Source organism: Spirosoma litoris (genome assembly GCF_054776755.1).
In genome coordinates this window covers 100,845-126,876 of sequence record NZ_BAAHBI010000008.1, presented here as the reverse complement: position 1 = coordinate 126,876, position 26,032 = coordinate 100,845, and the positions used below count along the sequence as shown (strand labels likewise).

22 protein-coding genes are annotated in these 26,032 nt (G+C 47.0%); 18 read left to right on the top strand and 4 right to left on the bottom strand.

Annotated features, from left to right (window positions below; translation table 11 throughout):
* Positions 1-33 precede the first annotated feature (33 nt).
* The 9 genes from ACYVGR_RS05605 to ACYVGR_RS05565 all read left to right on the top strand — a co-directional run bounded on the left by ACYVGR_RS05605 (position 34) and on the right by ACYVGR_RS05565 (position 13,195).
* Positions 34-1,584, top strand: coding sequence for a TMF family protein (locus ACYVGR_RS05605; protein ID WP_460954408.1), 1,551 nt, complete (start codon positions 34-36; stop codon positions 1,582-1,584).
* 60 nt (positions 1,585-1,644) lie between these two features.
* Complete coding sequence (locus ACYVGR_RS05600; RefSeq protein WP_460954406.1) at positions 1,645-2,061, top strand: hypothetical protein; 417 nt, start codon at positions 1,645-1,647, stop codon at positions 2,059-2,061.
* A gap of 162 nt (positions 2,062-2,223) precedes the next feature.
* Positions 2,224-3,549, top strand: a complete 1,326-nt coding sequence (locus tag ACYVGR_RS05595) for a bZIP transcription factor (RefSeq protein WP_460954404.1) — start codon at positions 2,224-2,226, stop codon at positions 3,547-3,549.
* Between the two features lie 749 nt (positions 3,550-4,298).
* Positions 4,299-5,738, top strand: a complete 1,440-nt coding sequence (locus tag ACYVGR_RS05590; RefSeq protein WP_460954402.1) for a TolC family protein — start codon at positions 4,299-4,301, stop codon at positions 5,736-5,738.
* 10 nt (positions 5,739-5,748) lie between these two features.
* Entirely contained in the window at positions 5,749-9,015 is a 3,267-nt protein-coding gene (locus ACYVGR_RS05585; RefSeq protein WP_460954400.1) for an efflux RND transporter permease subunit, read from the top strand.
* A 138-nt stretch (positions 9,016-9,153) separates the two neighbouring features.
* On the top strand, positions 9,154-10,284 hold the full coding sequence (locus ACYVGR_RS05580) for an efflux RND transporter periplasmic adaptor subunit (protein ID WP_460954398.1): 1,131 nt from the start codon (positions 9,154-9,156) through the stop codon (positions 10,282-10,284).
* Between the two features lie 307 nt (positions 10,285-10,591).
* The gene (locus tag ACYVGR_RS05575) at positions 10,592-11,563 is read left to right on the top strand and encodes an aldo/keto reductase (protein ID WP_460954396.1); all 972 of its coding nucleotides are present in this window, start codon (positions 10,592-10,594) and stop codon (positions 11,561-11,563) included.
* 39 nt (positions 11,564-11,602) lie between these two features.
* On the top strand, positions 11,603-12,412 hold the full coding sequence (locus tag ACYVGR_RS05570) for a helix-turn-helix domain-containing protein (RefSeq protein ID WP_460954394.1): 810 nt from the start codon (positions 11,603-11,605) through the stop codon (positions 12,410-12,412).
* A gap of 171 nt (positions 12,413-12,583) precedes the next feature.
* Positions 12,584-13,195, top strand: coding sequence for an HAD family hydrolase (locus tag ACYVGR_RS05565; protein WP_460954392.1), 612 nt, complete (start codon positions 12,584-12,586; stop codon positions 13,193-13,195).
* Positions 13,196-13,346: 151 nt separating this feature from the next.
* Here ACYVGR_RS05565 and ACYVGR_RS05560 read toward each other — a convergent pair whose 3' ends face one another.
* Genes ACYVGR_RS05560 through ACYVGR_RS05550 form a run of 3 tightly spaced genes read right to left on the bottom strand, consistent with a single transcriptional unit; the run spans position 13,347 to position 15,725 of the window.
* Positions 13,347-13,829 carry a GNAT family N-acetyltransferase gene (locus ACYVGR_RS05560; protein ID WP_460954390.1) on the bottom strand — a complete coding sequence of 161 codons (483 nt, stop codon included), beginning with the start codon at positions 13,827-13,829 and terminating at the stop codon, positions 13,347-13,349.
* Between the two features lie 8 nt (positions 13,830-13,837).
* Positions 13,838-14,656: a helix-turn-helix domain-containing protein gene (locus ACYVGR_RS05555; RefSeq protein ID WP_460954388.1), complete on the bottom strand. Its 819-nt coding sequence runs from the start codon at positions 14,654-14,656 to the stop codon at positions 13,838-13,840.
* A gap of 22 nt (positions 14,657-14,678) precedes the next feature.
* Entirely contained in the window at positions 14,679-15,725 is a 1,047-nt protein-coding gene (locus ACYVGR_RS05550; protein WP_460954386.1) for an SDR family oxidoreductase, read from the bottom strand.
* Positions 15,726-16,112: 387 nt separating this feature from the next.
* Between ACYVGR_RS05550 and ACYVGR_RS05545 the strand changes: the two genes are divergently transcribed.
* From ACYVGR_RS05545 to ACYVGR_RS05505, 9 genes are all read left to right on the top strand, one after another.
* Positions 16,113-16,676 carry a TetR/AcrR family transcriptional regulator gene (locus ACYVGR_RS05545; protein WP_460954384.1) on the top strand — a complete coding sequence of 188 codons (564 nt, stop codon included), beginning with the start codon at positions 16,113-16,115 and terminating at the stop codon, positions 16,674-16,676.
* A gap of 1 nt (position 16,677) precedes the next feature.
* Complete coding sequence (locus tag ACYVGR_RS05540) at positions 16,678-18,135, top strand: MFS transporter (RefSeq protein ID WP_460954382.1); 1,458 nt, start codon at positions 16,678-16,680, stop codon at positions 18,133-18,135.
* Between the two features lie 36 nt (positions 18,136-18,171).
* Entirely contained in the window at positions 18,172-18,684 is a 513-nt protein-coding gene (locus tag ACYVGR_RS05535; RefSeq protein ID WP_460954380.1) for a methylated-DNA--[protein]-cysteine S-methyltransferase, read from the top strand.
* 62 nt (positions 18,685-18,746) lie between these two features.
* Positions 18,747-19,382: a DNA-3-methyladenine glycosylase family protein gene (locus tag ACYVGR_RS05530; RefSeq protein WP_460954378.1), complete on the top strand. Its 636-nt coding sequence runs from the start codon at positions 18,747-18,749 to the stop codon at positions 19,380-19,382.
* A gap of 154 nt (positions 19,383-19,536) precedes the next feature.
* A complete protein-coding gene (locus tag ACYVGR_RS05525) occupies positions 19,537-19,680 on the top strand; it encodes a hypothetical protein (RefSeq protein WP_460954376.1) in 144 nt (47 codons plus the stop codon).
* Positions 19,681-19,753: 73 nt separating this feature from the next.
* Positions 19,754-20,110: a dihydrofolate reductase family protein gene (locus ACYVGR_RS05520; protein ID WP_460954374.1), complete on the top strand. Its 357-nt coding sequence runs from the start codon at positions 19,754-19,756 to the stop codon at positions 20,108-20,110.
* Positions 20,111-20,823: 713 nt separating this feature from the next.
* The gene (locus ACYVGR_RS05515) at positions 20,824-21,828 is read left to right on the top strand and encodes an ABC transporter transmembrane domain-containing protein (RefSeq protein ID WP_460954372.1); all 1,005 of its coding nucleotides are present in this window, start codon (positions 20,824-20,826) and stop codon (positions 21,826-21,828) included.
* Positions 21,821-23,173 (top strand): HlyD family secretion protein, encoded by a 1,353-nt coding sequence (locus ACYVGR_RS05510; protein WP_460954370.1) that lies wholly within the window; start codon positions 21,821-21,823, stop codon positions 23,171-23,173. The genes ACYVGR_RS05515 and ACYVGR_RS05510 overlap by 8 nt, the downstream gene beginning before the upstream one ends.
* Positions 23,170-24,753, top strand: coding sequence for a TolC family protein (locus ACYVGR_RS05505; RefSeq protein WP_460954368.1), 1,584 nt, complete (start codon positions 23,170-23,172; stop codon positions 24,751-24,753). Before ACYVGR_RS05510 ends, ACYVGR_RS05505 begins: the two co-directional genes overlap by 4 nt.
* Positions 24,754-24,807: 54 nt before the next feature.
* On the opposite strand, the gene ACYVGR_RS05500 is transcribed toward ACYVGR_RS05505, so the two are convergent.
* A complete protein-coding gene (locus ACYVGR_RS05500) occupies positions 24,808-25,785 on the bottom strand; it encodes a T9SS type A sorting domain-containing protein (protein WP_460954366.1) in 978 nt (325 codons plus the stop codon).
* Positions 25,786-26,032: the final 247 nt, after the last annotated feature.

Genomic DNA, 26,032 nt, shown 5'->3' with positions numbered 1-26,032 from the left:
ATTCTGCTACTAAACTAAATGCTTTTATACATCATGAAACAACTTGCCTCGCTTCTCATGGCTACTGGCTTACTTATAAGCTGTATAAGTACAGCCTGGTCTCAGGCTCCTACAGACCAAAATGTATTTCTGGGTTATAAAGCGGGCTATTCAAACACAACAGGAATAGGCAATTCAGTTATTGGCTATCAGGCAGGTTACAACAATACAACGGCATCGAATAATCTGTTTATTGGCAATCTAAGTGGTTACAGTAATACCTCGGGTAGCGGCAACGCCTTTATTGGCTATCAGGCAGGTCTAACTAATACCACTGGATATAACAACGCCTTTATCGGCTATCAGGCAGGCCTAGCTAATACTGCTGGATATAACAACGCATTTATTGGTAGTGGTGCCGGGCAGGCTAATACCAGTGGAGCTAATAATTCATTTATTGGCTATCAGGCAGGCTTCTCTAATACCACTGGTTTAGATAATTTATTTATTGGCACCTATTCTGGTTATACAAATACCTCTGGCAGTGACAATGCGTTTATTGGCCATGCAGCGGGGTCATATAATACTACAGGTACGGGGAATTCATTTTTTAGCACCTATGCTGGCTACTCGAATACGACCGGAACAGGCAATACATTTACGGGCGTGCGTTCAGGTCAAAATAATACCATCGGCAATGCGAACACCTTTGTGGGAGGGGCCGCTGGTTTCAATAATACGTCTGGAATCGGTAATACAACCCTTGGTCAGAATGCTGGTTATTATAATACAACTGGTTCAAACAATCTGTTCATTGGGTATGGTGCAGGCGTTAATGCAGCGGCTACGGTAGTCAATAATGCAGCCGCTATTGGCGCCAATGCCATTGTTACTCAAAGCAATTCAATTGTATTGGGAGGTACGGGATCAAACGTGGTTAATGTGGGGATTGGCAACACCGCTCCCGGTAATAAATTGGAAATTACTCACGGTACAGCCGGCAATTCAGGCCTTCGTTTTAGCAATCTGACGAGTGCTACTACACCAATTGGCAGCACCAATCAGTTTTTGACGGTTAATAGTGTAGGGGATGTGGTGCTCGCCCAAGTGGGGGGTAGTAAAGGTAGTTTCCGCACCGCAGCTGAGGCCGACTCTGCCAGCTTGTGGAGTCGTGATGGCGTACATCTTCGTAACACGAACAGTCAGGGTGGCGTGGTGATTGGTCCAGGAGTCGCCAACACACCAGCGGGATATCGGTTGTACGTGGCCGATGGCGTTCTAACCGAAAAGGTAAAAGTAGCCGTGAAGAGTAGTGCGGATTGGAGTGACTATGTATTTGCCCCTGGTTATAAACTTAAGTCATTACCAGAAGTAGAGCAGTACATACAACAGCATAATCACTTGCCTGGTATCCCGTCGGCTACAGAGGTTGTCAAACAGGGGATAGACGTGGCTAAGATGGATGCCAAGTTGTTGGCAAAGATTGAAGAATTGACACTTTATAGCATTCAGTTAGAAAAAGAATTGCGAGCCACAAAACAGCATCAACAGGCTGAGATCGATCAGCTTAAGCAATTGGTGAATCAATTGCTGGAAAAGAAATAGAAGACAACATAATCCAATGAACGTGTTCCCAAGAGTTTACTCCAGCATTAACCAATCAACATGAAACTCGTCTACTCTCTACTTCTCACTACTGGACTAATAATTATCAATAGTACTGTAACATTGTCTCAGTCGGATCAGACCACAACTCTGGGCTATCAAGCAGGTAGCGCCAATATGAGTGGGATAGGTAATACCTATCTAGGGTTTCAAAGTGGTTTCAATACTACAAATGGTGCGTATAATGTTTTCATTGGAAATCAAGTTGGGTGTTATAATACGTCAGGTACCGCGAACGTACTTATTGGCAACCGCGCCGGCTTTTCCAGTACCAGCTCAGTTGGTAATGTATTCTTGGGTAATGCTACTGGACATAGTAACACGACGGGTAGCTATAACCTCTATATGGGAAATGCTACGACTGCTACGTCAATCATCAGCCCCGAGAAACAATTGGAGGGGCTGTACCAGATGTAGGTAGACGGTCGAGATCTACCCGCAGGCCTCTATTTGTATTGTGTACAAGCGGGCAAAGAAAGTCAGACCCTAAGGCTAGTGAAAATAGCTATAACAATTCCAATCCTAATCAAAAAGACTCTTTTGAGTCACTATATTATAGTCTATCACTACTCCATTATCATGAAACAGTTTTCGATATTTCTCCTGACTATGGCCTTACTTATCGCCAATAATGCTCCATCTTGGTCTCAGGGAGCTACCGATCAGAACACCTTTCTGGGCTACCAGGCGGGCTACGCTAACTCAACTGGGAACGCCAATACATTTGTCGGCAATCAAGCTGGATATTACAACACTTCTGGTGTGAATAACGTGTTTATTGGTAATAGAGCTGGGTATGGGTCGAGTGGGTCGACTGCTTATGGGAACGTTTGTTTAGGAACATATTCCGGTAATAGTTTAAGTAGCGGGATTTTTAATATGTTTATCGGTCCATTTTCTGGAAATAATATAACGACAGGTAGTTATAATACCTTAATTGGCAATGCAACAGGCGCTTATAATGTGACTGGTCGTTTTAATACAGCTATTGGAGACGGAGCTGGTTATTCTTTTACGTCAGATAATAATCTATTTCTAGGTGTACATGCTGGTTTTAATACTTCTACTGGCGGTAATAATATTGTGATTGGTACAAATGCGGGTGTAACAAATCAATCTGGTAGTAGCAATACGATTATTGGCTATTTGGCAGATGTCGGAAATGCAAACCTGACAAATGCCGGAGCTATTGGTGCAAATGCTCAAGTAACGATCTCAAATGCTCTTGTTTTAGGTAGCAATGCAAATGTTGGTATTGGCACAACTGCTCCAGCTAATAAATTAGAGGTGGTCAGTAACTCCACGAATACGTCCGGCTTACGATTGAAGAATCTCAAGTCGACCAGTCCAGCAACAGTTTTGAGTACTAATAAATTTTTGACCGTTGATAGTAATGGTGATGTTATTTTGGGCAGTACTAATGGTTCGGCTCGGATAGGGGCTGATGAGAGTTTAAACTGGATTGCTGATGGTGATAATATGCGTAATGGTAATTCTGGCGGAATAATAATAGGCCCAGGTGTTGATAAAACACCTGCTGGTTATCGTTTATACGTAGCGGACGGTATATTAACCGAAAAAGTAAAAGTAGCTGTCAAAAGTAGTATTGATTGGAGTGATCACGTGTTTGCGACAGGCTACAAACTGGCATCACTAGCTGAGGTAGAAGCGCACATCCAGAAGAGTGGTCATCTACCAGGTATCCCTTCCGCTCAGGAGATGGTCGAAAAGGGCAACGACTTGCATCAAACAGATGCTAAGCTACTTGCGAAAATAGAAGAATTGACGCTGTATAGCATTCAGCTAGAAAAAGCAGATCAAGCCAAGCAACGGCAGCTTGATCAACAGCAGATCAGAATTGATGAGTTAGAAAAGCTTGTTAAGCAGATGTTGAAACAGAAATAGCATCGAAGTACACTGTTTTTTCTAGCTGATCAAGACTTTTCTTTCCCTACCGCTTCATTCTCTTGAACGGGTGTTGATGCTATTTTAACGTGAATAATGGAGGCTTTACGAATAGAATTATACTAGTTTTTTGTCATCCCGACGTCAGGAGGGATGATAAAAAATAACACTATAAATAACTGATAATCAGTGGCCGATTTTAGGTTCTATCCATTATTCACGTTATTTTAGTTTTCACTGGCTCGAACAGCCGTTGCCCGTTGGGTAGCGGCTGTTTTTATGAAGAAACGTCGGACCAAATGACTTACTAATAGACTCAATTTCACTTGACGCTTTTGCTATAAATCATACCCATTCACCGTCTCTCAAAATCACCCCATTCTTGAGATTGAGACAGTTACCATCCAGATAAATTCTTTTAATATGTGATGACGTCTCATAAAGTCATCTCGTGATTCAACCGCAACGGCGGACCGTCTCAAAATCTCACATTTTAGCTGAGTTTGAGACCGATAGCTTCGACCATAATATGAATCGACTTGCAACAATAAGCGCGCAACTGTAGCGACAATTAAAATGCAAATTGACAAACTTTTCTCCTCCCTCTTGTATTTGCGTGGTGTCAGTTTCTCAAAACCGACACCACGCAAATACTACTGCCTTAATCCGTTCTAATAATAACTAATTTGCCTCTAATTTGGCTCTAATCTCTGCCCTGTAGCTTTGGCTTTATTTATTGAAATAGGCTCATGCTCAGCGGAGAAAAACGATATTTTGGCCGACTAACCATTCTGGCGAGTATCTGGTTTAGCCAGAGTTTGGCGCAACCGGGTAATTCCCTATCGACCAACGCCAATCGGCTTACGTTACCCAAAGCACTGGAATTAGCCCGAACTAATTACCCTGGTTTACGCGGGAAACTGGCTACCATTCAGGCGGCCGAAGCCGATGCGCAGGCGTTGTCAATGGCTTTGTTGCCGCAGGCGGGTGTTCAGGCACAGACCCTGAACGCGACGTCCAATCAGGTGCGCGGAGCCTATGTGTCCAATGGAGGATTACTTCTGCCAATTTCGGGGGTGCGTACCGATGGTTTCCGAAATGAGCCAGCCTGGACCAGTGCAGCGTCGATGGTGATCGATTGGGAGGCCGTTACGTTTGGCCGTCGTCAGGCCCGACGCGATCAGGCACGGTTGGCGGTGGAACAGGCCCAGGCCGATTACGAAGGGGAGTTATTTACCCATCAGGTGCGCGTTTGCGACGCCTATCTACTGGCGCTGAATGCCCAGAAATCGGTCGCGTTGCAAACGGCCAATCTTCAACGATCGCGCGAGCTTCAACGAATCATTCGGGCGAGTACCGAAGGCGGACTCCGGCCGGGTATCGACAGTTCCGTGGCCAATACGGAAGTGGCCCGCGCCCAACTACAGGTGCTGGAAAGCCAACAATTGGCACAACAGCAGGTGCTTCGGTTGACCGAGTTGATTGGGCAACCCAATCCGACGGTGCAACTGGACTCGATGGTTTTTTATAATCAACTCCCGCAGCTTCCGCTGGCTGCTGGCAGTAATCCGGCTTTGCATCCGCAACTCCGTGTATTCCAGAAAAATATCGAACTGGGAAAAGCGAGCGAAAGCTTGTTGAAAGCATCTGCACTGCCGTCAATTGCGCTGCTTGGGTCGCTTCAGGGGCGTGGCTCTGGCATTAGCGAACAGGCCCAGGCCGACGGCACGTTCCGCATCGATCCATCCTTGGGAGCCGGGCTTCCGCTACGTTCCTTTAACTACATTGTTGGGGTAACGGCCATCTGGCGCCCTACCGATTTATGGCGGAATAAATACGTTGTTTCGGCCCAGCGCGAACGGATCAAGGCCAGCCAGCAGGCCTACGACCAACAGGCGTTGGGTATTCAGGCTGCGAGCCAGAATGCGCTTCTGCAATTGCAACTGGCACAGGCGCGGGCTCAGCAGGCACCTATTCAGTTGGATGCCGCTAAACAAGCCTATATTCAGTCGCAGGCTCGCTACGAGTCCGGCTTAGATAATATTCAGGCACTTACCCAAACCAGCGCTTTGCTCAATCGAGCCGAAGTCGATCAATCATTAGTTACGAACAGCGTATGGCGTGCCCTGCTGTTACGGGCCGCTACGGCTGGTGATTTAGACTCGTTTCTCCAACAACTTCCCCGCTAACTCAACTGTTATGATTAAAGCTGCCTTAGCCAAACCTATTACCGTAATCGTCGCGCTGGCGGGCATTGTACTGTTTGCGGTGCTGGCCTTGCTCTCGATTCCGGTCGATATTTTTCCCCGGCTCAATCTCCCGACAATTTATATTGCCCAGCCCTACGGCGGTATGACACCCGCTCAGATGGAGGGCTTTATTGCTACTCGTTATCAGAACCAACTGTTGTATGTGTCGGGTATCAAGAATGTTGAGGTAAAGAATATTCAGGGGCTGTGTTTGGTAAAATGTACGTTCTACGAAGACGTGAATATGGCGCAGGTGTCGGGCGAAGTCGCCAACCAGGTCAGTCGGGTAATGAATTACCTGCCACCGGGTACTGTGCCGCCTACGGTTGTTCGGTTCGATGCTTCCAGTTTGCCTGTAGGACAGTTGGTATTCAGCAGTCGACGGGCATCGCTGGGCGAAATGCAGGATCTGGCGTCTACCCGGATTCGGCCGCTGTTTTCTCAGATTCCTGGTGCGTCGGCTCCTCCGCCGTTCGGTGGAAACGAACGTACGGTGGTCGTGAAAGTGAATCCAGAACGGATGCGTAGCTACGAACTAACGCCCGACGAGATTGTGCAGACGGTGGTGAAGAATAATCAAATTTCGCCAGCGGGCAGCGTCCAAATGGGCGACTATACGATCATGACTCCCAGCAATACGGTACTCGATAAGGTAAATGAGTTTATGAATATCCCGCTACGAAAAGGAGTGGGGCCTACCGTATTCCTTCATGACGTAGCCACGGTCGAAGATGCCACCGACATTACGGTTGGGTATGCACTCGTCAACGGAAAGCGATCGGTGTATATCCCGGTAACAAAAAGCGCCGATGCCTCCACCATGAGCGTCGTGAATGCGCTGAAAGGCAAGCTCCCCGAAATGAAGGCCCTGTTGCCCGACGATGTGCAGCTTACGTATGAATTTGACCAGTCGGTTTACGTAACGCAGGCGGTGCATAGTCTGGCAGTTGAAGGTGGTTTGGGTGCTATTCTGACGGGGTTGATGGTTCTGCTTTTTCTGGGCGACTGGCGCAGTTCGCTGATTGTTATTCTGACAATTCCGGTATCGATCCTGAGCGCCATTCTATTGCTCAATCTCACCGGGCAAACCATTAACATTATGACGCTGTCAGGACTGGCGCTGGCCATTGGGATTCTGGTCGATCAGGCAACGGTGGTGATCGAAAATATTCACCAGCACCTCGAAATGGGAAAGCCCAAAGCCCGCGCTATTCTGGATGCCTGTATGGAAATGTCGTTTCCGCTCTTGCTGATTACGTTATGTATTCTGGCAGTTTTTGCGCCGGCTTTTCTGATGAATGGCGTACCACGCGGAATGTTTCTGCCCTTATCGCTATCAGTAGGCTTTTCGATTATTGCGTCGTACGTGCTATCGCAAACATTTGTACCCGTAGTGGCCAACTGGTGGTTGAAAAACCATGAACACGCGGCTCCCCACGACTTAAGCATTCTCCCCGATTTGCCGAATCAACCAGAAGTAAGACAGGAGAACTACGAGGAAAAGCACCCCGAAAAGGTAACCGGCTTCGAACGATTCAAACTAGGCTACCTGCGGTTGCTGGATAGTTTGCTGGCTCGCCGGGTGTTGGTGATTGGGGTATATGTGTTGGTTTGTGCGGTGCTGATTGGCATTGGATTCACGCAGATTGGTCAGGATATGATGCCTCGGCAAAATCATGCGCACCAGTTTCAGGTACGGATTGTGGGGCCGCAGGGCTTACGTATCGAACGGACAGAAGAGCTAACCAAACGGGTTATCAAGCAGATCAACGACATTGTTGGCCAGAATAACGTAGCAATTTCGTCGGCTTTTGTGGGCATGACGCCTTCCAGCTATGGCACCAGTGCGCTGTATGTATTCAATGCTGGGCCACACGAAGCAGTTTTGCAGATCAATCTGTCTGAGGAGTATAAGGTTGAGTCATTAGACGCGCTGAAAGAGCAGATTCGCAAGCGGGTTCGGCAGAAGATGCCCAACGTTCGGCTATCCTTCGAGCCTATTGATTTGACCGATAAGATCATGAGTCAGGGTGCACAAACACCCATCGAAATTCTGGTTGGTGGGAAAGACCTTAAAGAAGGTCAGCACTACGCCAACCGATTAATGAGTCATCTACGTGAGATTCCGTACCTGCGCGATCTGCGGATCAATCAGCCGCTTAGCTATCCAACGGTGTCGATTAAAGTGGATCGCGAACGGGCCGCTCAATTGGGGTTAAGTACCGATGAGATTTCGAAATCGTTGGTTGCGGCTACGTCGTCGAGTCGTTTTACGGCCAAAAACCTCTGGCTCGATCAGTCGAAAGGGTTTGCGTATCAGGTGCAGATTCAACTGGAACAGGATCAGATGAAGTCGGTGGCCGACATACAGGCAATTCCCCTGGTAAAAGGCCAGCTTCGTCCTACCCTCGGCGACGTGGCCACCATTACGCCCACCACCGTTCCGGGTGAGTACGACCGGATTGGGCCCCGCCGAATCATTACGATATCGGCCAACATTAACAACCAGGATTTAGGAACAGCCACGCGCGATGTACAGGCTGCCATTACTGTCGCTGGCGATCCGCCCAAAGGTTCTGTAGTTGAATTGCGCGGCCTGGCACAACTCCTTCAGGAAACACTCAGCAGCTTACAGTTTGGGCTAGGACTGGCTATTGTGGTGATTTTCCTGTTGCTCGCGGCTAACTATCAATCATTTAAGGTGGCGAGTGTAGTGTTGGTGAGTATACCCGCTGTACTGGCAGGAGCGCTTACGCTGCTCCTGATAACCGGTCAGACCTTGAACCTGCAATCATACATGGGCATTATCATGTCGGTAGGGGTGTCTGTAGCGAATGCGTTGCTGCTGGTCACCAACGCCGAGTCCCTGCGACTCACCTACCGCGATGCCCGGGCAGCGGCTCGGGTGGCAGGGGCGGCTCGTCTGCGCCCTATTCTCATGACGGCGCTGGCAATGATTGCCGGGATGATACCGATGGCCAGCGGCCTGGGCGAATCGGGCGAGCAAACGGCTCCGTTGGGGCGGGCCGTTATTGGCGGACTGCTTTTCTCGACCGTGGCTGCCTTGCTGATTTTGCCCGTTGTGTTTGCATCTGTTCAACGAAAAACAACTTTCGATTCGCCTTCTCTCAACCCAGATGATCCCGCGAGTACAGTTTACGATGGTCTGCCGGTGGACCTTGCGGAATCGCCACGGGGGATAATGCTTGATGTATGATATAGTAGATGTATGATGTTTGATATAGGATGTGTGGCGTGTGTCAATATGCTGATAATCACAGTATAAGTGCGTTGAATTTTAGATATAATACATCCTATATCATACATCATAGATCCCCAATTTAAACTAAGGTTTATGCAACTCTATTCTGTTCTCCGATCAAGTATACACATAGCCCTTTTGGCCAGCCTGGGGTTGCTATTGAGTCAGTGTGGTAACTCCTCCGCCGAAAAGAGCAAGATGGCCGAAACGCCGGTTGACGAAGATATCCGATACGAAGCCATTCGCGTCGTTGCTTCCCGCCCAACGTCCGAACTGAACCTTCCGGGCGAATTGGAAAGCTATTATGAAACCGATCTGTACCCGCGTGTCAGCAGTTATGTTAAGGCGCTACATGTCGACATCGGCGATCAGGTACAAAAAGGGCAGGTGCTGGCCGAGCTGGAAGCGCCCGAGTTGACCGCCAATCTGACTGAGGCTTATTCGAAAGTGAAAGCGGCCGAAGCAGTTTATGGCGCTAGTAAAGGAACGTTTCTACGGGTGCTGCGTACCAGTCGCACCTTGGGCGCTATTTCGCCTGTGGATCTGGAGACATCCCGTACAAAAGCTATTTCGGACAGTTTAGGTGTAGTAGCGGCCAATGCGCACTATAACTCGGTCAATCAGCTCGTAAGCTACCTCAAAATCACCGCTCCATTTACTGGTGTCATTACTGATCGTCGGCTTTCACCGGGAGCATTTGTGGGGCCGGGCGGCCAAAATAGCGTACCGATGCTAAAAATCAAGCAACTCGATCGGCTCCGGTTGCGGATTGCTGTTCCAGAGGCTTATTTAGGCGATATTCGTCAGGGAAACCCGGTTCAGTTTTCGGTGCGTAGTTTCCCGAACCAAAACTTTACGGGACGTATCAACCGCATTTCAAATAACGTTCGGCCAGAGACTCGTTCAGAGATGGTCGAAATTGATTTTCAGAACAAAGGGGGAAAGCTGAAGCCTGGTATGTTTGCCTCGGTCCGATTGCCTGTCAGCTCATCGGCAGAAGGCAGCTTATACGTTCCAAAAACCGCGGTTGTTAGCACGATGGATCAGACGTTTGTGCTAAAAGTAGTAAACGGGAAAGCCGTCCGGACAACTGTTCAGAAAGGCGATGATACGGCTGGACAGACACAGGTTTTTGGAGCCCTGAAACCCGGCGACATTATTCTGAAAACCGCCAGTGAAGAAATTGCCGACCAAACCCCAATCAAAACGCAATTGGTGAACTAGTGCTTTGACAATTTAGATTCTAACTGTTTCTATAGCTTCTCGAGGCCGCCCGCGCGGTTGATTCTATCGTTTCTGATTATCAGTGCAATAGAATCAACCGCGCGGGCGGCCTCGAGAAGCTATAGAAACAGTTAGAATCTAAATTGTCAAAGCACTAGGTATTGGTAATTTTTTGTGAAAAACCAGATAAAAACAGAAGAAGACTGGCTTACTGTTGAGCCATTCAGACAAGTAAATTGAGCCATAAACGAAATCGGCGACAAGGGATAAGCGCTGAACTTTGTATTGTTAATCGACTACTATCCGTATGACAACAATAACAAAGATTGCTTTAGGCAACAATGGACCCCTCGTGTCGAAACTTGGATTGGGCTGTATGCGCATGTCGCCCGTTTGGGGTTCTGCCGCACGAGACGAACAGGAAAGCGTGGCTACTATTCAGGAGGCACTAGACAATGGCATTAATTTCCTAAACACAGGCGATTTTTACGGTAGCGGCCATAATGAGCTACTGGTCGGCAAAGCTATCAAAGGTCGGCGAGACGACGCCTTTATTAGCGTTAAGTTTGGGGCTATCTTCTACGGTAGCCAATGGCTCGGATTGGACCTGCGCCCAATAGCCATCAAGAACTTTATTAATTATTCGTTGGTGCGTTTGGGAATCGATACCATTGATCTTTATCAACCCTGCCGACTGGATAACAGCGTTCCGATAGAAGATGTGATTGGAACGGTCGCTGATCTGATCAAAGAGGGGAAGGTTCGTTACCTAGGTGTGTCGGAAATCAACGCCGACCAACTGCGGAAAGCCAATAGCGTTTACCCGGTAACTGCCCTGGAAATTGGGTACTCACTGGCAGATCGGCAGATTGAACAGGACCTGCTACCCACCGCGAAAGAATTAGGCATTGGCGTTGTGGCATTTGCCAATACAGCCGAGGGCTTACTAACGGGTGATATGACAGCCCCGCTCGCGGCCAATGACCACCGGAATCATTTTTCGCGGTTTCAGGGCGAAAATCTGGTGAAGAATCTGGAAAAAGTTGAGGTATTAAAGACGATGGCCGCTGAAAAAGGGTATACTCCAACCCAACTGGCCATTGCCTGGGTAAATGCACAGGGCGAACACATGATGCCCTTGGTTAGCATGAGTAGTCGAGCGCGGTTGCCAGAAAACAGCCAGGCTATGGAAATCGTCTTTACGCCGGAAGAAATGAACACACTGAACACAGTTTTTGCCCCTGGTGCCATAGCCGGAGGTACGTATCTGGTTCGCTAGTCGGATTCAGAAAAGCCCGTCTGTGCTTACCTTTACCCCATGACGAATCCAACAGAAATTATTCCGGGAGTCATTTTTTACTCGTACCTCTCGACCCAGCGGAAAGATAAAGTGGGCTTTCTGAAGCACAACACCCTGGTGTTACAGGTAGCGGGACTGTTTACGTTGGAAACGTTTGAGCAGACAATTTCGATGCGGAGCGGTGATATGCTGCTGATTGGCAAAAACCAATTGGGGCAGATCACCAAAACTCCGCTGCCGGGGGAGAATTATGAAACGATTGTTATTTCCTTACAGGAAGATCTGCTTCGGAAAATTGCACTGGAAGAGCAGGTGGAATCCCAGCAGAAATACGTTGGACCACCCAATCTGCTTATTCCCGGAAACGATTTTTTGCGGGGCTATTTTCAATCGGTGATTCCCTATGTCCGCAATCCGGCCGAAAATATACCGGCTGAGATGGGGATGCTGAAAGTGCGGGAAGGAGTGAAGTTGCTATTGCATGTCATGCCCGAACTTCGCACATTTTTGTTCGACTTTTCGGAACCCTATAAGATTGATCTGGAAAAATTCATGCTCAGCAATTTTCAGTTCAATATTCCGGTCGAAAAATTTGCCCAGCTTACTGGCCGAAGTCTTGCGGGCTTTAAGCGTGATTTCCAAAAAACATTCGGGACTTCGCCCAGGCATTGGCTACAGGAAAGGCGACTGTTAGAGGCACGTCATCTTATCGAAAAAAAGCATCAGAAGCCCTCGGTCATCTACCTCGATTTAGGCTTTGAAAGCCTCTCTCATTTCTCGCATTCGTTCAAAAAAAGGTTTGGCAAAGCCCCTTCCGAGTTGGTTTAGTTGCTAATAATCTCGTTCCATCAATGCCATATTGACGAATGAGTATAGTCTATTTGTGGGTATGGGGTAATCTACTACCAGTCTTGGCTAATTCAGTGAATAAATCTCGCCTGGCACTTACCGTATTTTGCCCGTTGAAAAGCTACACTCACTGCTTAAACTGAACTGAAGATGGCAATAAAGACAATTGTATTTGATTTTGGAGGAGTTTTGGTCGATTGGAACCCGCGTTATCTGTATCGGAAATTGATTCCCGATGAAGCCCAAATCGATTGGTTTCTGGACACGGTTTGCACGAACGACTGGAATCTCCAGCAAGATAAGGGGCGCTTGTTTGCTGATGCGACCAAAGAACGACAGGAGAAATTCCCTGAGCATAAGGAACTCATTGCTCACTATTATAGCCGTTGGGAGGAAATGCTGGGCGATTCAATTGCTGGCTCGGTGGCTATCCTGAAGGAATTAAAACAAGCAGATTACCCACTGTATGGACTCACAAACTGGTCTGCTGAATCGTTTCCGATTGCTCTCCAGAAGTTCGACTTTTTTAGCTTGTTTGACGGTATTCTGGTGTCGGGCGAAGAAAAGCTGATTAAACCCGACTTCGCCATTTTTACGCTCTTGCTTGAACGTTATGGCTTAGAAGCCCAAACGTGCGTGTTTATTGATGATAATTTGCTAAATGTAGAAGCTGCCCGCGCGTTGGGCTTTCAGGCAATTCATTTTCAATCGGCCTCTCTTTTACGCGATCAATTAGTGAATTGGGGCGTCTTAGCTGGTTAAGCTAGTACTCTTCCAATTTAGATTCTAGAGATTCTCGGGGCCGCCCGCGCGGTTGATTCTATAGCTTCTGATTATCAGTATAATAGCAATCGAAAGAATCTATAGAAACACCTAGAATCTATTTTGTCAAAGCACTAGTTTTAGCGTGCGTTCAAATATCTAATTTCATGTCATACCAAACTTCTCCTCCGTGCGCCGATTTAGATAAGCCGACACTATAAAATCCCAACTTTTCGTAATAAGGAATCAGCCTCGCTTTACACGTCAGGGTGATTCCTTTTCGATGTTGCTGTTTCGCCCTGTCGATCAGATGATTGACTAAGATTTCGGCATAACCTTGTTTTCGATAATCGGGAGAAACGGCTAAGCCAAAAACAGACTGCCAACGGCCTTGTTCGTTGTGCAATTCGGCCTGCCCAAACATGTCATCTTGTATGGTGTCAGAATCCGTGACCATACCATTGATGAAGCCAATGAGTGTGCCATCATCTTCCAGTAGCCAAAAGTGATTCGGGAAAACGGTAAGCCTTCGTTTGAATGAGGCTAAGGAAGCGGCCTCATTGTCGGGAAAACAGACGCGTTCAAGGGAATGGATTGCCTCCAGATCGGCCAGGGTAGCATTTCGAATAGTCATGCCCGAAACTAGTCAAAATTTTTAACTGGGGTCTTTGGCTTCTGCTCGATCAAATCGGTGGGTGTTAATCCGAATTGCTTTTTGAAGGCAAACGAAAAGTGTGAGAAGGTCTCAAAGCCCAACTCCAGATAGATATCAGAGGGCTTTTTGTGCTTTTCGTTGAGCAGAAAATAGGCTTCCTGCAACCGTTTTTGAACCAACCAACGACTGGGTGTCTCGTTAAAAATAGCGTTGAAATCCCGTTTGAAGGCCGATAAACTTCGCCCTGTCAAATAGGCGAATTGCTCGACGCCTATATTGAACCTGTAATTACGGAGCATAAATTCTTCAATATTTATTTTCTCCGGTTTGCCAAAATCAAACAAAATGCCAGTGAGTTCAGGCTGCTGTTGCAGTAAAATGATCAGCAATTCCTCTTGTTTGACATCTGTAAAGGCTTCGTCAATTTCGCCCTGATGGTAGATGCGATTTAACGAACGAATGAAATCTGGAATCAGCTTATTTTTTTTGAGCTTAACAAAGGAATCCTGCGGTTTAAACTTGACGAACGCTGTTTGGTGCTTTTCCTGAAATGCCTTCAGAAACGGTTCCTCCAGGCACAAACGTATGAACTCGGTTCCTTCGAATACGCATAATCGCATAAACTCAGCGTCAGTACTTCCTTTTTCCCGAACGTATTTGATCAAATGATTTTTACGGAACAGGGCATAATCATCATGCCGCAACACGTGGCTTTTGCTGCCATCGTAGCAGTGAAAACCACCCTTCAGGATATAGACAAAGACATGATCGGGAATAAACTGTTCTAAGAAAACGTCAGATTCCATAATTATGGGATTAATTGATCAGCTAACGTTCCGTCTTTACGATCCCGTACTTGATCAGACTGTCTACAGAAGCAAGAATAGCTTCCTCGTTAGTGGCAATCGGTGTCCAGCCTAAGACGTTCTTCGCTTTTTCATTGCTAACATTTCGGTTGATCTTCAATAAGGACGCACCGTGTTTTGCCTGCTGGTTAAACAAAGCGGCTAGCCGAAGTACCCAGTTGGGTATGACTCGGGTCGAAATATTTTGCGTCACAGCGGGGCGTTTTGCTTTTAAGAGCCTAGCAATTTCGGGGAAAGAAATCTGACCATTGGCTGATGCAATGAAGCGTTGCCCATTTGCATCAGGCGTTTCCATCGCCAGAATATGCAATGCGGCTACGTCGCGAACATCAACGATATTCAACGGAATCTGGGGAACTGCTTTCATGGAGCCGTCTAATAGATGCACCAAAAGCCCAAAGCTTTCAGAAACGTGCTTACCTAAAGAAGGACCTAAAATAGCTACTGGGTTGATAGTGGCAAACTCTAACGGGCCACCTTCGCGCTTAATGAAATCCCAGGCTGCCCGTTCGGCCAGGAGTTTTGATTTTTCGTAGATCGATAAATCCTTTTCATTTGGATCGGTCCAGTTTTCCTCCGTCGTTACGCTATTGGAATTTTTATTGCTAAATCCGACGGCCCCAAAGTTAGAGGTCATGACGACCCGTTTTACCCCCGCATCGCGTGCTGCTGTCAACACGCGGATAATGCCTTCCAACGCCGGACGAATAGCTTCATTTTCGTCGTTGGGTAAGGTCATAAAAACGGGTGATGCTACACTCAATACATAAGTGCATCCTTTCACAGCTTCGGCCCAGTTTTTGTCTTCCGTCAGCGAGGTTTCAATAAACGAAAGTTTATCAAAGGACGTAATGCCGCCTATTTTTAAGGCGTCAATGATTTCATTTTTCTTGGTTAACGAGCGAAGTGTTGTTCGTACAGTATAGCCTTTTTGCAGAAGCTGAAGAATACTATAGGTTCCTAAAAAACCAGTACCGCCGGTGACAAGAACTATGGTTGACGTTTCCATCTTTTGTGCGTTTTATCGCTGCAAAATTGGCCTGTAAAGCGGCTGGTATGTTATCCTGGAAAGTCCAAAGTTATTGTCGTGAGAAGTCCAACTAAAGTGGATCGGCGTGGCGGCCCGAATACTTTGAAAACTAATGGTCAGATCACGAGCATTGGATCTGTAGCAAAACCCAAATCGCGTGTACGCATAAAGATCGATTATCCTGTTGGCTGTTTCGCTAACAGCAGCAGCGCCTAAATTGGGAATTGATAAGACTTGGGAGTCGTGTCAATGGTCAATGCTCACCATCAACCCGCTTGTGGCTTTCAGAAAAGCGAGACCAATTGTCCGAAAAAATAATTTTCAATAAATAGACAACTTTGTCTATTTGTGGCGTAGCTTTGTTTCATGAAACAAAGAGGACAGGTTGTCGCTGATAAAATACTCGATACCGCCGAGCGGCTTTTCTATGCGCAAGGCTATAGTAATACCGGTATTAACCAGGTGATCGAGGAGGCTGATATCGCAAAGGCGTCTTTGTACAAGCATTTTGAAACAAAGACGGATCTGTTGGTCGCTTATATCCAGCGTACCCATGAACGCTGGTTTAACCGGCTTGAGGCTGCCGTAACTAACGTGGCCGATCCGAAAGAGAAGCTGTTGGCCATTTTTGATCATCACATTGAACGCCAGGAAGTCCGGGCATTTGGTGGATGTCCATTTATAAAGGCAAACGATGAAGCCGGTTCGAGCGATCCACGCGTACTGACCGAAATTCAACTAACCAAACAGCACAGTCTGGATTTTATCAGGACTCTTGTTGCCCAATCTGGCCATAAACAATTGCTGACGGATCAGGAATTGACAGAGACCATTTTTCTGCTTTTAGAGGGGGCTATAGTTGCGGCTTCTGTATTCAAACAGCCTACCGAACTACAATCGGCAAAAAAAATCATCCAAAAACTTATCTAAAATGAAAGAGGTAAAAAACAAATGGTTAGAGCTGATCATTGTATTGTCGGCGCCGTTACTTTCCGTAATTGATGTATTCATCATTAACATAGCCATACCGACCATTAAAAAAGGAGTTCATGCTACTGATGCCGAAATTCAGCTTGTTATAGCAGGCTATCTGCTTGGGTATGCTGCTTTTCTGATAACCGGAGGAAGAGCAGGGGACCATTTCGGCCGTAAGAAGGTCTTCTTCTGGGGCATGTTCGCGTTTACGGTGGCATCCTGTTTATGCGGCTTATCGACCTCCGCCTTGCAGCTCAATGTAACCAGATTCTTTCAGGGCCTGAGCGCATCGTTTATGATCCCCCAGACAATAGCCTTAATACAGGTACTTTTCACAGATGTAAAAGAGCGGGCAAAAGCATTTGGCCTGTATGGAATTACACTCGGTAGCGCTGCTGTAATCGGACAAGTGTTAGGCGGTTATCTGTCCGACACGCATTGGGCCATTGAAGGTTGGCGACTGATCTTCTTTATCAATCTGCCAATCGGCATCCTGACGCTTTGGGCTACCAAAAAGTATGTGACTGAGACAAAGAACCCGCACGGCTCAAAATTCGACTATACGGGCATATTGATTCTGACAATAGGTCTGTTTTGTCTCATTTACCCCCTGATTCAAGGTCGTGAAGCAGGCTGGCCTTTATGGAGCTTGGGCTTGCTGACCTTATCGTTCGGTATTTTTGCCTATTTCATTGCCAATCAAAAAAGGAAACTTGCCAAAAACGAGAATCCCCTGATCGATGTACGGCTGTTTAAGATCAAAGATTTCAACATCGGGCTAGTTGCAGTACTGTTTCATTTCATGTTACATACGGCCTATCTGCTGTTGAGCGCGGTCTATCTTCAAAACGGTCTCGGGGTTTCCGCTTTACATTCTGGGTTGTATTTTATTGTTCCGGGCATCCTGTTCATTGCCTCTTCGGTAGTGGCCTCCAAAATGATTGTCAGGTTTGGGAAACGTGTTCTGCAAGTCGGTGTTGTTCTGTTGGCCGTGGCGTTTTACCTGCAAATAGAACTTTGGGTACCGGGAATAAGTACCTGGTTGATTATCGGATTAATGGGAATCTGGGGGCTGGGTAACGGGCTGGTACTGCCATCTCTGTTAAACATCGCCCTCAAGAATGTACCTGGTCAATATGCTGGTGCAGCAGCAGGCGTGTATTCAACCTTTCAGCAAACGGCTTCGGCACTGGGAGTAAGTATCATAGGAGGGGTATTCTTTTATTACGCCAAAGACAGTTGGCAAGCGGCCTATCATGCTGGCGTACTAGGTTTACTGGTTTGCGTAGCAGGAGTAGGCGTCATGTTGTACATGCTCCCCGATGGAAAAACAGCTAATCAGAACCAGGCACAGAACGCTAATGGATCGTCAGAAGTTGTAAAAATTGAAGACCAGTTTATTCCGGCAGAGTAACGAAGACTGCCGATGAAAAACGTCTTGAGCTAAACAATGAAAGCGTATAAACACCTGGTCTATAAAGATGTATCGTCGCCTGTCGGTTTTATCCGACTTGTTGCTACCGATAGTGGTCTTGCTGCCATATTGTGGGAAGGCGAGGCCTATAAACGAACAAAATTACCAACGCCCGAGAAAGACGATGAGGCTCCGATACTGTTAAAAACGGAGCAACAGCTGGCGGAGTATTTCGAGAAGAAGAGAACAACCTTCGACATTCCGCTTGATTTAAAAGGCACTGATTTCCAGGTTAAAGTTTGGGAAGCACTCCTCGGCATTCCTTATGGCGTAACCAAAACGTATGGCGAGCTTGCCCGCCTGCTGGGCGACATAAAAGCGGTTCGGGCGGTTGGCGGTGCTTTAAACAAGAACCCCGTATCGATTATTGTTCCTTGTCATCGAGTGGTGGGCGCATCTGGAAAGCTGGTTGGTTTTGCCGGTGGCCTGAACAATAAATCCATCCTGCTTGACCTGGAAAATAGCCAGAGGGCACCGACGCTTTTTTAGCACGGCTTTCTGCGAAAGTTCTGCTAAAAAATCAACTCATAAAAAGCCTAACTACAGCCTTTATGGCAATACCCGCAACGTTCAATCTCGAAAACTATCACGAGTTATGTGAGCACCTGGCTAGTCAGGACGCTGATCTGAAAGCAATTTTGGATGCTCACGGCTATCCGCCGATGTGGACACGGGAAAATACGTTTGAGACGCTTGTGCATATCATCCTGGAGCAACAGGTTTCGCTCGCGTCTGCTCTGGCTACCCTCAATAAACTGAAAGAGAAAACAACAGAGATTACGCCAGATGCCATTCTGTGCCTTAATGACGAAGAGATGCGCGCCTGTTTCGTTAGTCGACAAAAAATGGGCTATTTAAGAGGGCTGGCGCAGGCGTTGAAAAACGGCGAGATCGATCTTGAAGAGTTGACCGAACTACCCAACGATGAGGTGCGCGAACGTCTCGTCCGGTTGAAGGGCATTGGCAACTGGACTGTCGACGTGTATTTGATGTTCACGCTTCAGCGAGCCGATATTTTTCCGATTGGTGATCTGGCTGCTGTCAATGCGTTAAAACGACTAAAACAGCTTGCTTCCTCCAGTACCAGAGAAGAAGTTCTCGAAATCAGTGAAGGCTGGGAGCCGTTCCGAACAGTAGCCTGCATGATGCTTTGGCATTATTACCTGTCGAATCCCAGAAGAAAATAACGCCCTTGGCTTAGTCACGCGTTTGTAGAGAATTGGCCTCATTTTGGGCAGTTGCAACTGGTCGCAAAACGACCTCATTTTGTCATGATTGCCCCTCATGGCTATGCTTCATACGGTTTAACTTTGTATACACAGTAAACGAAGAACAAGCAAAATGAGAACAATCCGAATCGTGGAGCATATCTCGCTGGACGGTGTAATCCAGCACGAAAATGATGAGAATTTCGTACATGGCGCCTGGACGACACCCTATCGGACGTCGGCTGGACTAGGAGCAGATCAAAGCATACGGCAGTAACTTTGATCTGCTCCTTGGGCGTCGGACCTACGATAATTGGTCTGAGTACTGGCCGAAGGCGGGGAATAATCCGATGGCAAATGGGCTGAATGCTGCTACGAAATACGTTGCCACGCACAGGCCAGATAGTCTCGAATGGGGTCCGGTTGAGGACTTGGGCGTGGATATTATAGCGGGTATTCGTAACCTGAAGTCCACAGATGGCCCCGATCTGATTGTCTGCGGAAGTTCGACCCTGATAGCCGTGTTGCTTGAGCAGGGATTAGCCGACGAGGTTATACTGATCGTATATCCGGTCTTGCTGGGTCGGGGCAAACGCTTCTTTTCGGACACGGCTAACCCACGCGAACTGGCTTTTATCAGCACAATGACCACGTCGACGGGCGTACTTTTAAACACGTATCGGTACGTTGGGCCGCTGGCTGCCTAAGTATTAATCCCGGCAACGCCAAGATCAAGCAGGGGCTTAACGTTTTCCGCTACTACAGCCGATCATCACTATCCCCATTTTCAAAATCGACGGAAAAAGGTATGCTAATGACACGCATACGGTATCACCCCGTTTCAAAAAAGCTTCTGCCCAGATTTTACCAAATCTCTTTGAAGCGCCTGTAATGAAGATTGTCTTTGCTATTGTTGTATAATTTTCTGTCGTTAGAAGAGGGTTCGAGCATTACCTCTGGTCCCCCAAATTCATGAATTCTGATTGCTTTCAGGGCTCTGTTTTTTGTTTGTGCAAAGCTCTGCACTTCTTCCAAAACAGATTTAGCTGAAACACCCTTTCGTTTAGTTAAAAGTCGTATAGGGTCTGGCGGCTACCTAGAATTGTTTGCCTTCAGACAGTGACTGGTGTGTATTGGGTAACCGTTCCGCGGTCGCTTTTTTGGCAATTTGATGTATGAACATCATTCTAACTGAATTCTAATCTAGTCCTATAATTATCTTTTTGCTATTTTTTATAAAATTTTAGACAGCATTAATATACTAAATATCACACATAGAATTTATTTAATTAGTCAATAATTAAATAAATGATTACTAATGAATATGCGTTAAATTTCGTTAAGTGAACCTAAAACTTTTCAGAGAGTTAATTAAGAGGTTTTTTAATGACTTTTTAATGCTAACCTTTTTTTAGTAAGTATGTCGGTTATAACACATGCTCAGCCACCACCTACACCTTTACAGCGACTAACGCGACTTTTGGGGACTGAGCGAAAAGATATTGTTTATATACTCTTATTTGCCATTATCACAGGGCTGATTGGTCTCACGCTGCCATTGGGGATTCAGGCTGTATTTAATCTGGTAGCCAGTGGCATGCTCTTTAGTTCAATTTATGTATTGATTGGCTTGGTCATTATTGGGGTTTTGGTGGGCGGTATACTCACCATCGTTCAGTACACTTTGGTGGAAATAATCCAGCAGCGCCTTTTTGTGAAAGCCGCCTTTGAGGTGACCTATCGTCTACCCCGTATCAAACCAGATGCCTTGAACCAGTACTATCCACCGGAACTTCTGAATCGGTTTTTTGATGTGGTGACGCTTCAGAAGGGGATGACCAAAGTATTGATAGATGTACCGGCGGCAGCTATCCAGATTCTGTTCGGTACTATTCTACTTTCTTTTTATCATCCTGTTTTTCTGGCATTTGGCCTGGTCACGCTGATGGTTATTTATTTGGTCATCCGCCTGTTTGGCCCTGAAGGGACCCGGACGAGTATCAAAGAATCAAGTGATAAGTATAAGGTGGTCGACTGGCTGGAGACCTATTCATTACACCTGACCGAACAACGACCAGGGCAGGATACAACTGATCCAATCAACCAGATTGACACCCGACTGGCTGATTACATAACCCACCGAAACGGCCATTTCAGGGTATTAAAGCGTTTTTTTTATAGTTCAGTAGCGTTTCGAACCCTTGTAACGGGCGGATTACTTATCCTGGGCACATCGCTGGTCGTTAGTCGCCAGATGTCGTTGGGTCAATTTGTGGCGTCAGAGCTGGTGATCGTATTAATTACGGGAGCGGTTGATAAGCTCACGTCTAGTATCGATACCGTTTTTGATATGCTGGCTGGTGTCGAAAAAATAGGCGCCATCACTGATTTACCGCTAGAAACTGATACGCCCGCTCATGCTTAATTTATCGAACCAAACTATTGATGAGCAGAAGTTCGCCGACTATCCGCTCAAAACATTACAGGAACTTCCTTATCCCCGCAGTAGTCGCCGACTAGGCCGCTGGATGCTTTTCTTTCTCTTCCTGATTGCTATTGTATTATTCTTGCCCTGGCGGCAAACCATCAATGGCACGGGTAGCGTAACTGCGCTTACGCCCCAGGATCGCCCCCAATCATTACAGAACGCAATTGCTGGTCGAATTGAGCGGTGGTCGCTTCAGGAAGGACAGTATGTTAAAAAGGGGGATACCCTGCTGGTTATTTCGGAGATCAAAGACGATTATTTTGACCCGCAACTTCCCCAGCGACTGGGCGAACAGTTAGCCGCTAAAAAAGGCAGTCAACAGGCAACAGATGCCAAGATTAATGCCTTGGATGAGCAAATCAGCGCATTAAGCGCGGGCGTTAAAGTGGATCTGGCTTCGGCCCGGAACCGAATCCAGCAGAGTCAGTTGCAGATTCGGATTGACAGTGCTGATCTAGTGGCCATTCGCCGGAATTATCAGATTGCCGTTGCCCGACTCGAGCGCTATGAAAAGGGCTATAAGGATGGCCTATTCTCATTGACCGAACTAGAAACCCGCCGACTAACCATTCAGCAAGAGTATGCTAAAGTGATCATGCAGGAGAATAAACTGGATGTGTCACGCCAGAAACTAGCCAATGCGCGGCTTGACCTGCAATTGATCCAGGCTAAATATGAACAGGATGTAGCTAAAACAATGTCGGACCGGAGTTCAGCGTTGTCGAGCCGGGCCAGTGCGAACAATGACATCGCCGTTATGCAGAATAAGATCAGCAACGTAGCTGTCCGCCGGGGCATGTATGTTATTCGAGCCCCTCAAAACGGGTATATCGTTCGATCCCTCAAAACGGGGATTGGCGAAACGATCAAAGAGGGCGAGTCGATTGCTACCTTGCAGCCTGCCAACCCAAGCATTGCCATTGAGCTGTATGTCCGGCCAATGGATATTCCACTCATTCAGCGCGGACGGATGGTCCGCTTACAGTTCGACGGCTGGCCTGCGATTCAGTTTTCGGGTTGGCCAGCCGTCGCCGTGGGTACGTTTGGCGGAAAAGTGGCCGTGATCGATGCGGTTAACAGCACCAATGGAAAATACCGGATTCTGGTTACTCCCGACAGATTGGCGGGCGATCAACCCTGGCCGAAGCAACTACGTATTGGCTCGGGCGTTGTTGGCTGGGTTATGCTCGACGATGTGCCCATTTGGTACGAATTGTGGCGCCAGTTAAATGGGTTTCCGCCTAGTTTGAAGCAAGAACCCGACAAACCCGAAACGATATGAAGCCATTCATTTATCTGCTCTGGTTCGGGATGCTAGGTCTGGGATCAGGCTTGGCTTTCGGTCAGGCACCAGCTCAACGGCCAGCTGTTTCCCGTCGGACAATGAGTCCGGTAACCACCGATGTTTTGTCTCGAACCGCGATCAACGTCGCCGAAACATCGCTCGGAACAACCCTGACGAGTACGAGCGAACTAACCCCTGTTGATACAGGAGTTGTATTTACGGCCGATGAATTCTATCAGGCAGTTTTTCAACATCACCCAATTGTCCGACAGGCCACTCTGTTGAATCAGGAAGCACAGGCGCAGGTACAGTTAGCGAGGGGGGCATTTGACCCCAAGTTATTTTCGGATTACAATCGAAAAAACTTTGGCAACACACTCTATTACGATAAGTGGCAGTCAGGGTTGGCGGTGCCGATACTACCCGGTGGCCTTGATGTAAAAATGACCTATGACCGGAATACAGGCAAATACCTGAATCCAGAGAATAATGTACCATCGAGCGGGCTCCTGGCGTTCGGGGTGAGTGTACCTATAACCCAGGGTTTACTTATCGATGCGCGTCGTAACACCTTAAGGCAGGCTCGTCTGGCCGTAACGATGGCTGATGCCGAACGGATTTCGTTGATCAATAAAACGCTGTTCGATGCCGCTAAACGGTATTGGGACTGGTATCTGGCCTATCAACAGTTTCGCTGGACGGAACGTGGTTATCAGTTGGCGCAGACGAGGTTCCTGGCCGTTCGGCAACGGGCACTGATCGGTGATGCGGCCCCTATTGATACCACCGAAGCCCTGATTACGGTTCAGGAGCGTGAGCTTCAGGTGCAGAAAGCGGCTGTAGACTGGCAAAATGCCCGACTCAATCTAACCGCTTTTTTGTGGAGCAGTCAGGAGGGTTCCGATTCTCGTCCTGTTGATTTGCCGGATGGCGTTATTCCCCAAGCCGCTTTATCGGGACTGGCCAATCAGGCGCAGTATCAGGAATTACTGAGCCGGGCCATCCAGCAGCATCCAGACCTGATTAAACTGTCGACCAAACAACAACAGCTAACGATTGAAGAACGCTATCGACGATCGTTGCTTTTACCCAAAATGAATGTGGGGGCGAGTTTGCTCAGTCGGGGGCCATTGTCAGAAGCCGACTATGCGGGATCGAGTCCGTACGGATTTCAAGCGGATAATCACAAAATTGGCGTTGACTTTGCCTTTCCCCTTTTCCTGCGGGCCGAACGGGGCAAACTGCGGCAGGTACAACTGAAAAATCAACAGATACAGCTGGAGCGTCAACAAGTTAGCCGCGACATTGCCATCGATGTACAACGCGCCTGGAATGAGCTGGTTACGCTGGAACAACGGCTAATTACACAGCAGCAAACAACGGCGAATCAACAGCGACTAGTCCAGGCAGAAGTCGATAAATTTCAACTAGGAGAGAGTTCTCTGTTTCTGGTCAACAGCCGGGAGACGAAATTGATTGACTACCAGATCAAGCAGGAAGAGTTACGGTCCAAGTACCAGCAGGCATTGGCCAGCTTGTGGTATACGGCTGGGTTTAACCTGAGTACCAGATATTAGCGTACGTATCCAGCCCAAATCACACTTTGGGCTGGATACGTACTCAATCAAACCTTATTGAACGATTACTCTGATCACTTGTTGCTGAGGATCAGAAATTCCATTCACTTTTAGGAAGTACACCCCACTCGAAAGGGTAGCTTTCGCAGCCACTGATACCTGGTTAGGATCGGTCGTTTTACTCACATTGATCGGAACTTCGATTCCTGCTTCAGTAAATAACCGAATGGTTGCCGATTGAGCATCGCTCATCGAAAGCATAAAACGGCCTCCTGTATTCCCATTTGGATAAACCTTGATAGGCATCTCCTGATCAGTTCTGTACAAGACTGAAATAATCGGAGAATATTCTATAATACCACCAACATCTTTTTGCTTTAGCCGGTAATAGTAGATAGTGCCGGGCTCTACATTGGCATCGATAAATTCGTACCCCGACACTTTATGTGTGCTTCCTTGCCCTTGAACAAAGCCTATATTCTCAAATGATTGGGCAGTAGCGCTCTTCTGAATCTCATACCCTTCATTTAACGACTCCCATTCAGTAGCCCAGTTCAATACGACACCCGCAGGTGTGGAGGAGCCATTAAAGGATACTAATTTAACAGGTAAAGGCCCTGATTTAATCGTTTGAGTTGTACAGGTACTTGCCCCTTGTGTAGATGTGCTACCTCTAAGCACTATAGTTCCGTTACCTGTACAAGGTAAAACAACTGTCGCAGTTGGAAAGACTTGGTTAGCTCCTTCTGGAAGTGCAGAAAAAGATCCGTTACAATTCACGATTGCTAAAGGATTACCTGAGTAGCAGACTTGTACAGTGGTTGACTCTATTGTAAATGTATACTGGACCAATTTAACGGAAGAACCCATCTGGTTAATCGTAACTGTGGGTGTGAAAAGAAATGTACAACTTCCAGAGCCGTTAGTGGATTGGTAGGTCAGACTATAACTGGTTGTCGTAGCACATGGATCTTGCTGAGCAATTGATTTTCCTATAGTTGATAATAGAAAAAGAAAGAATAGCTTTTTCATTGACTCTTTAATTGAAAAAGAAAACGTTATGTGTTCAGTTTTATATTTTTTCTTTAAAGAGGAATTTTGTGTTTACTTTTTATTAAATAAAGTAAATTTGAAGAGTGGTTTTATAGGTAAATATAGGTACAAAATTGAATGTATACTTATTCTTATACTTATCAAATGGAAATGAGGGTTTAACAAGAACCTAATGGTAAGTGTGCTAGTTCTTGCTTGATACACAGCGCAAGTAGGGTGCATGTAT

Bases quoted from the DNA above. Each gene is read 5' to 3' on its own strand.
- ACYVGR_RS05605 (WP_460954408.1), top strand. From the start codon at position 34: ATGAAACAACTTGCCTCGCTTCTCATGGCTACTGGCTTACTTATAAGC.
- ACYVGR_RS05600 (WP_460954406.1), top strand. From the start codon at position 1,645: ATGAAACTCGTCTACTCTCTACTTCTCACTACTGGACTAATAATTATC.
- ACYVGR_RS05595 (WP_460954404.1), top strand. From the start codon at position 2,224: ATGAAACAGTTTTCGATATTTCTCCTGACTATGGCCTTACTTATCGCC.
- ACYVGR_RS05590 (WP_460954402.1), top strand. From the start codon at position 4,299: ATGCTCAGCGGAGAAAAACGATATTTTGGCCGACTAACCATTCTGGCG.
- ACYVGR_RS05585 (WP_460954400.1), top strand. From the start codon at position 5,749: ATGATTAAAGCTGCCTTAGCCAAACCTATTACCGTAATCGTCGCGCTG.
- ACYVGR_RS05580 (WP_460954398.1), top strand. From the start codon at position 9,154: ATGCAACTCTATTCTGTTCTCCGATCAAGTATACACATAGCCCTTTTG.
- ACYVGR_RS05575 (WP_460954396.1), top strand. From the start codon at position 10,592: ATGACAACAATAACAAAGATTGCTTTAGGCAACAATGGACCCCTCGTG.
- ACYVGR_RS05570 (WP_460954394.1), top strand. From the start codon at position 11,603: ATGACGAATCCAACAGAAATTATTCCGGGAGTCATTTTTTACTCGTAC.
- ACYVGR_RS05565 (WP_460954392.1), top strand. From the start codon at position 12,584: ATGGCAATAAAGACAATTGTATTTGATTTTGGAGGAGTTTTGGTCGAT.
- ACYVGR_RS05560 (WP_460954390.1), bottom strand. From the start codon at position 13,829: ATGACTATTCGAAATGCTACCCTGGCCGATCTGGAGGCAATCCATTCC.
- ACYVGR_RS05555 (WP_460954388.1), bottom strand. From the start codon at position 14,656: ATGGAATCTGACGTTTTCTTAGAACAGTTTATTCCCGATCATGTCTTT.
- ACYVGR_RS05550 (WP_460954386.1), bottom strand. From the start codon at position 15,725: ATGGAAACGTCAACCATAGTTCTTGTCACCGGCGGTACTGGTTTTTTA.
- ACYVGR_RS05545 (WP_460954384.1), top strand. From the start codon at position 16,113: ATGAAACAAAGAGGACAGGTTGTCGCTGATAAAATACTCGATACCGCC.
- ACYVGR_RS05540 (WP_460954382.1), top strand. From the start codon at position 16,678: ATGAAAGAGGTAAAAAACAAATGGTTAGAGCTGATCATTGTATTGTCG.
- ACYVGR_RS05535 (WP_460954380.1), top strand. From the start codon at position 18,172: ATGAAAGCGTATAAACACCTGGTCTATAAAGATGTATCGTCGCCTGTC.
- ACYVGR_RS05530 (WP_460954378.1), top strand. From the start codon at position 18,747: ATGGCAATACCCGCAACGTTCAATCTCGAAAACTATCACGAGTTATGT.
- ACYVGR_RS05525 (WP_460954376.1), top strand. From the start codon at position 19,537: ATGAGAACAATCCGAATCGTGGAGCATATCTCGCTGGACGGTGTAATC.
- ACYVGR_RS05520 (WP_460954374.1), top strand. From the start codon at position 19,754: ATGGCAAATGGGCTGAATGCTGCTACGAAATACGTTGCCACGCACAGG.
- ACYVGR_RS05515 (WP_460954372.1), top strand. From the start codon at position 20,824: ATGTCGGTTATAACACATGCTCAGCCACCACCTACACCTTTACAGCGA.
- ACYVGR_RS05510 (WP_460954370.1), top strand. From the start codon at position 21,821: ATGCTTAATTTATCGAACCAAACTATTGATGAGCAGAAGTTCGCCGAC.
- ACYVGR_RS05505 (WP_460954368.1), top strand. From the start codon at position 23,170: ATGAAGCCATTCATTTATCTGCTCTGGTTCGGGATGCTAGGTCTGGGA.
- ACYVGR_RS05500 (WP_460954366.1), bottom strand. From the start codon at position 25,785: ATGAAAAAGCTATTCTTTCTTTTTCTATTATCAACTATAGGAAAATCA.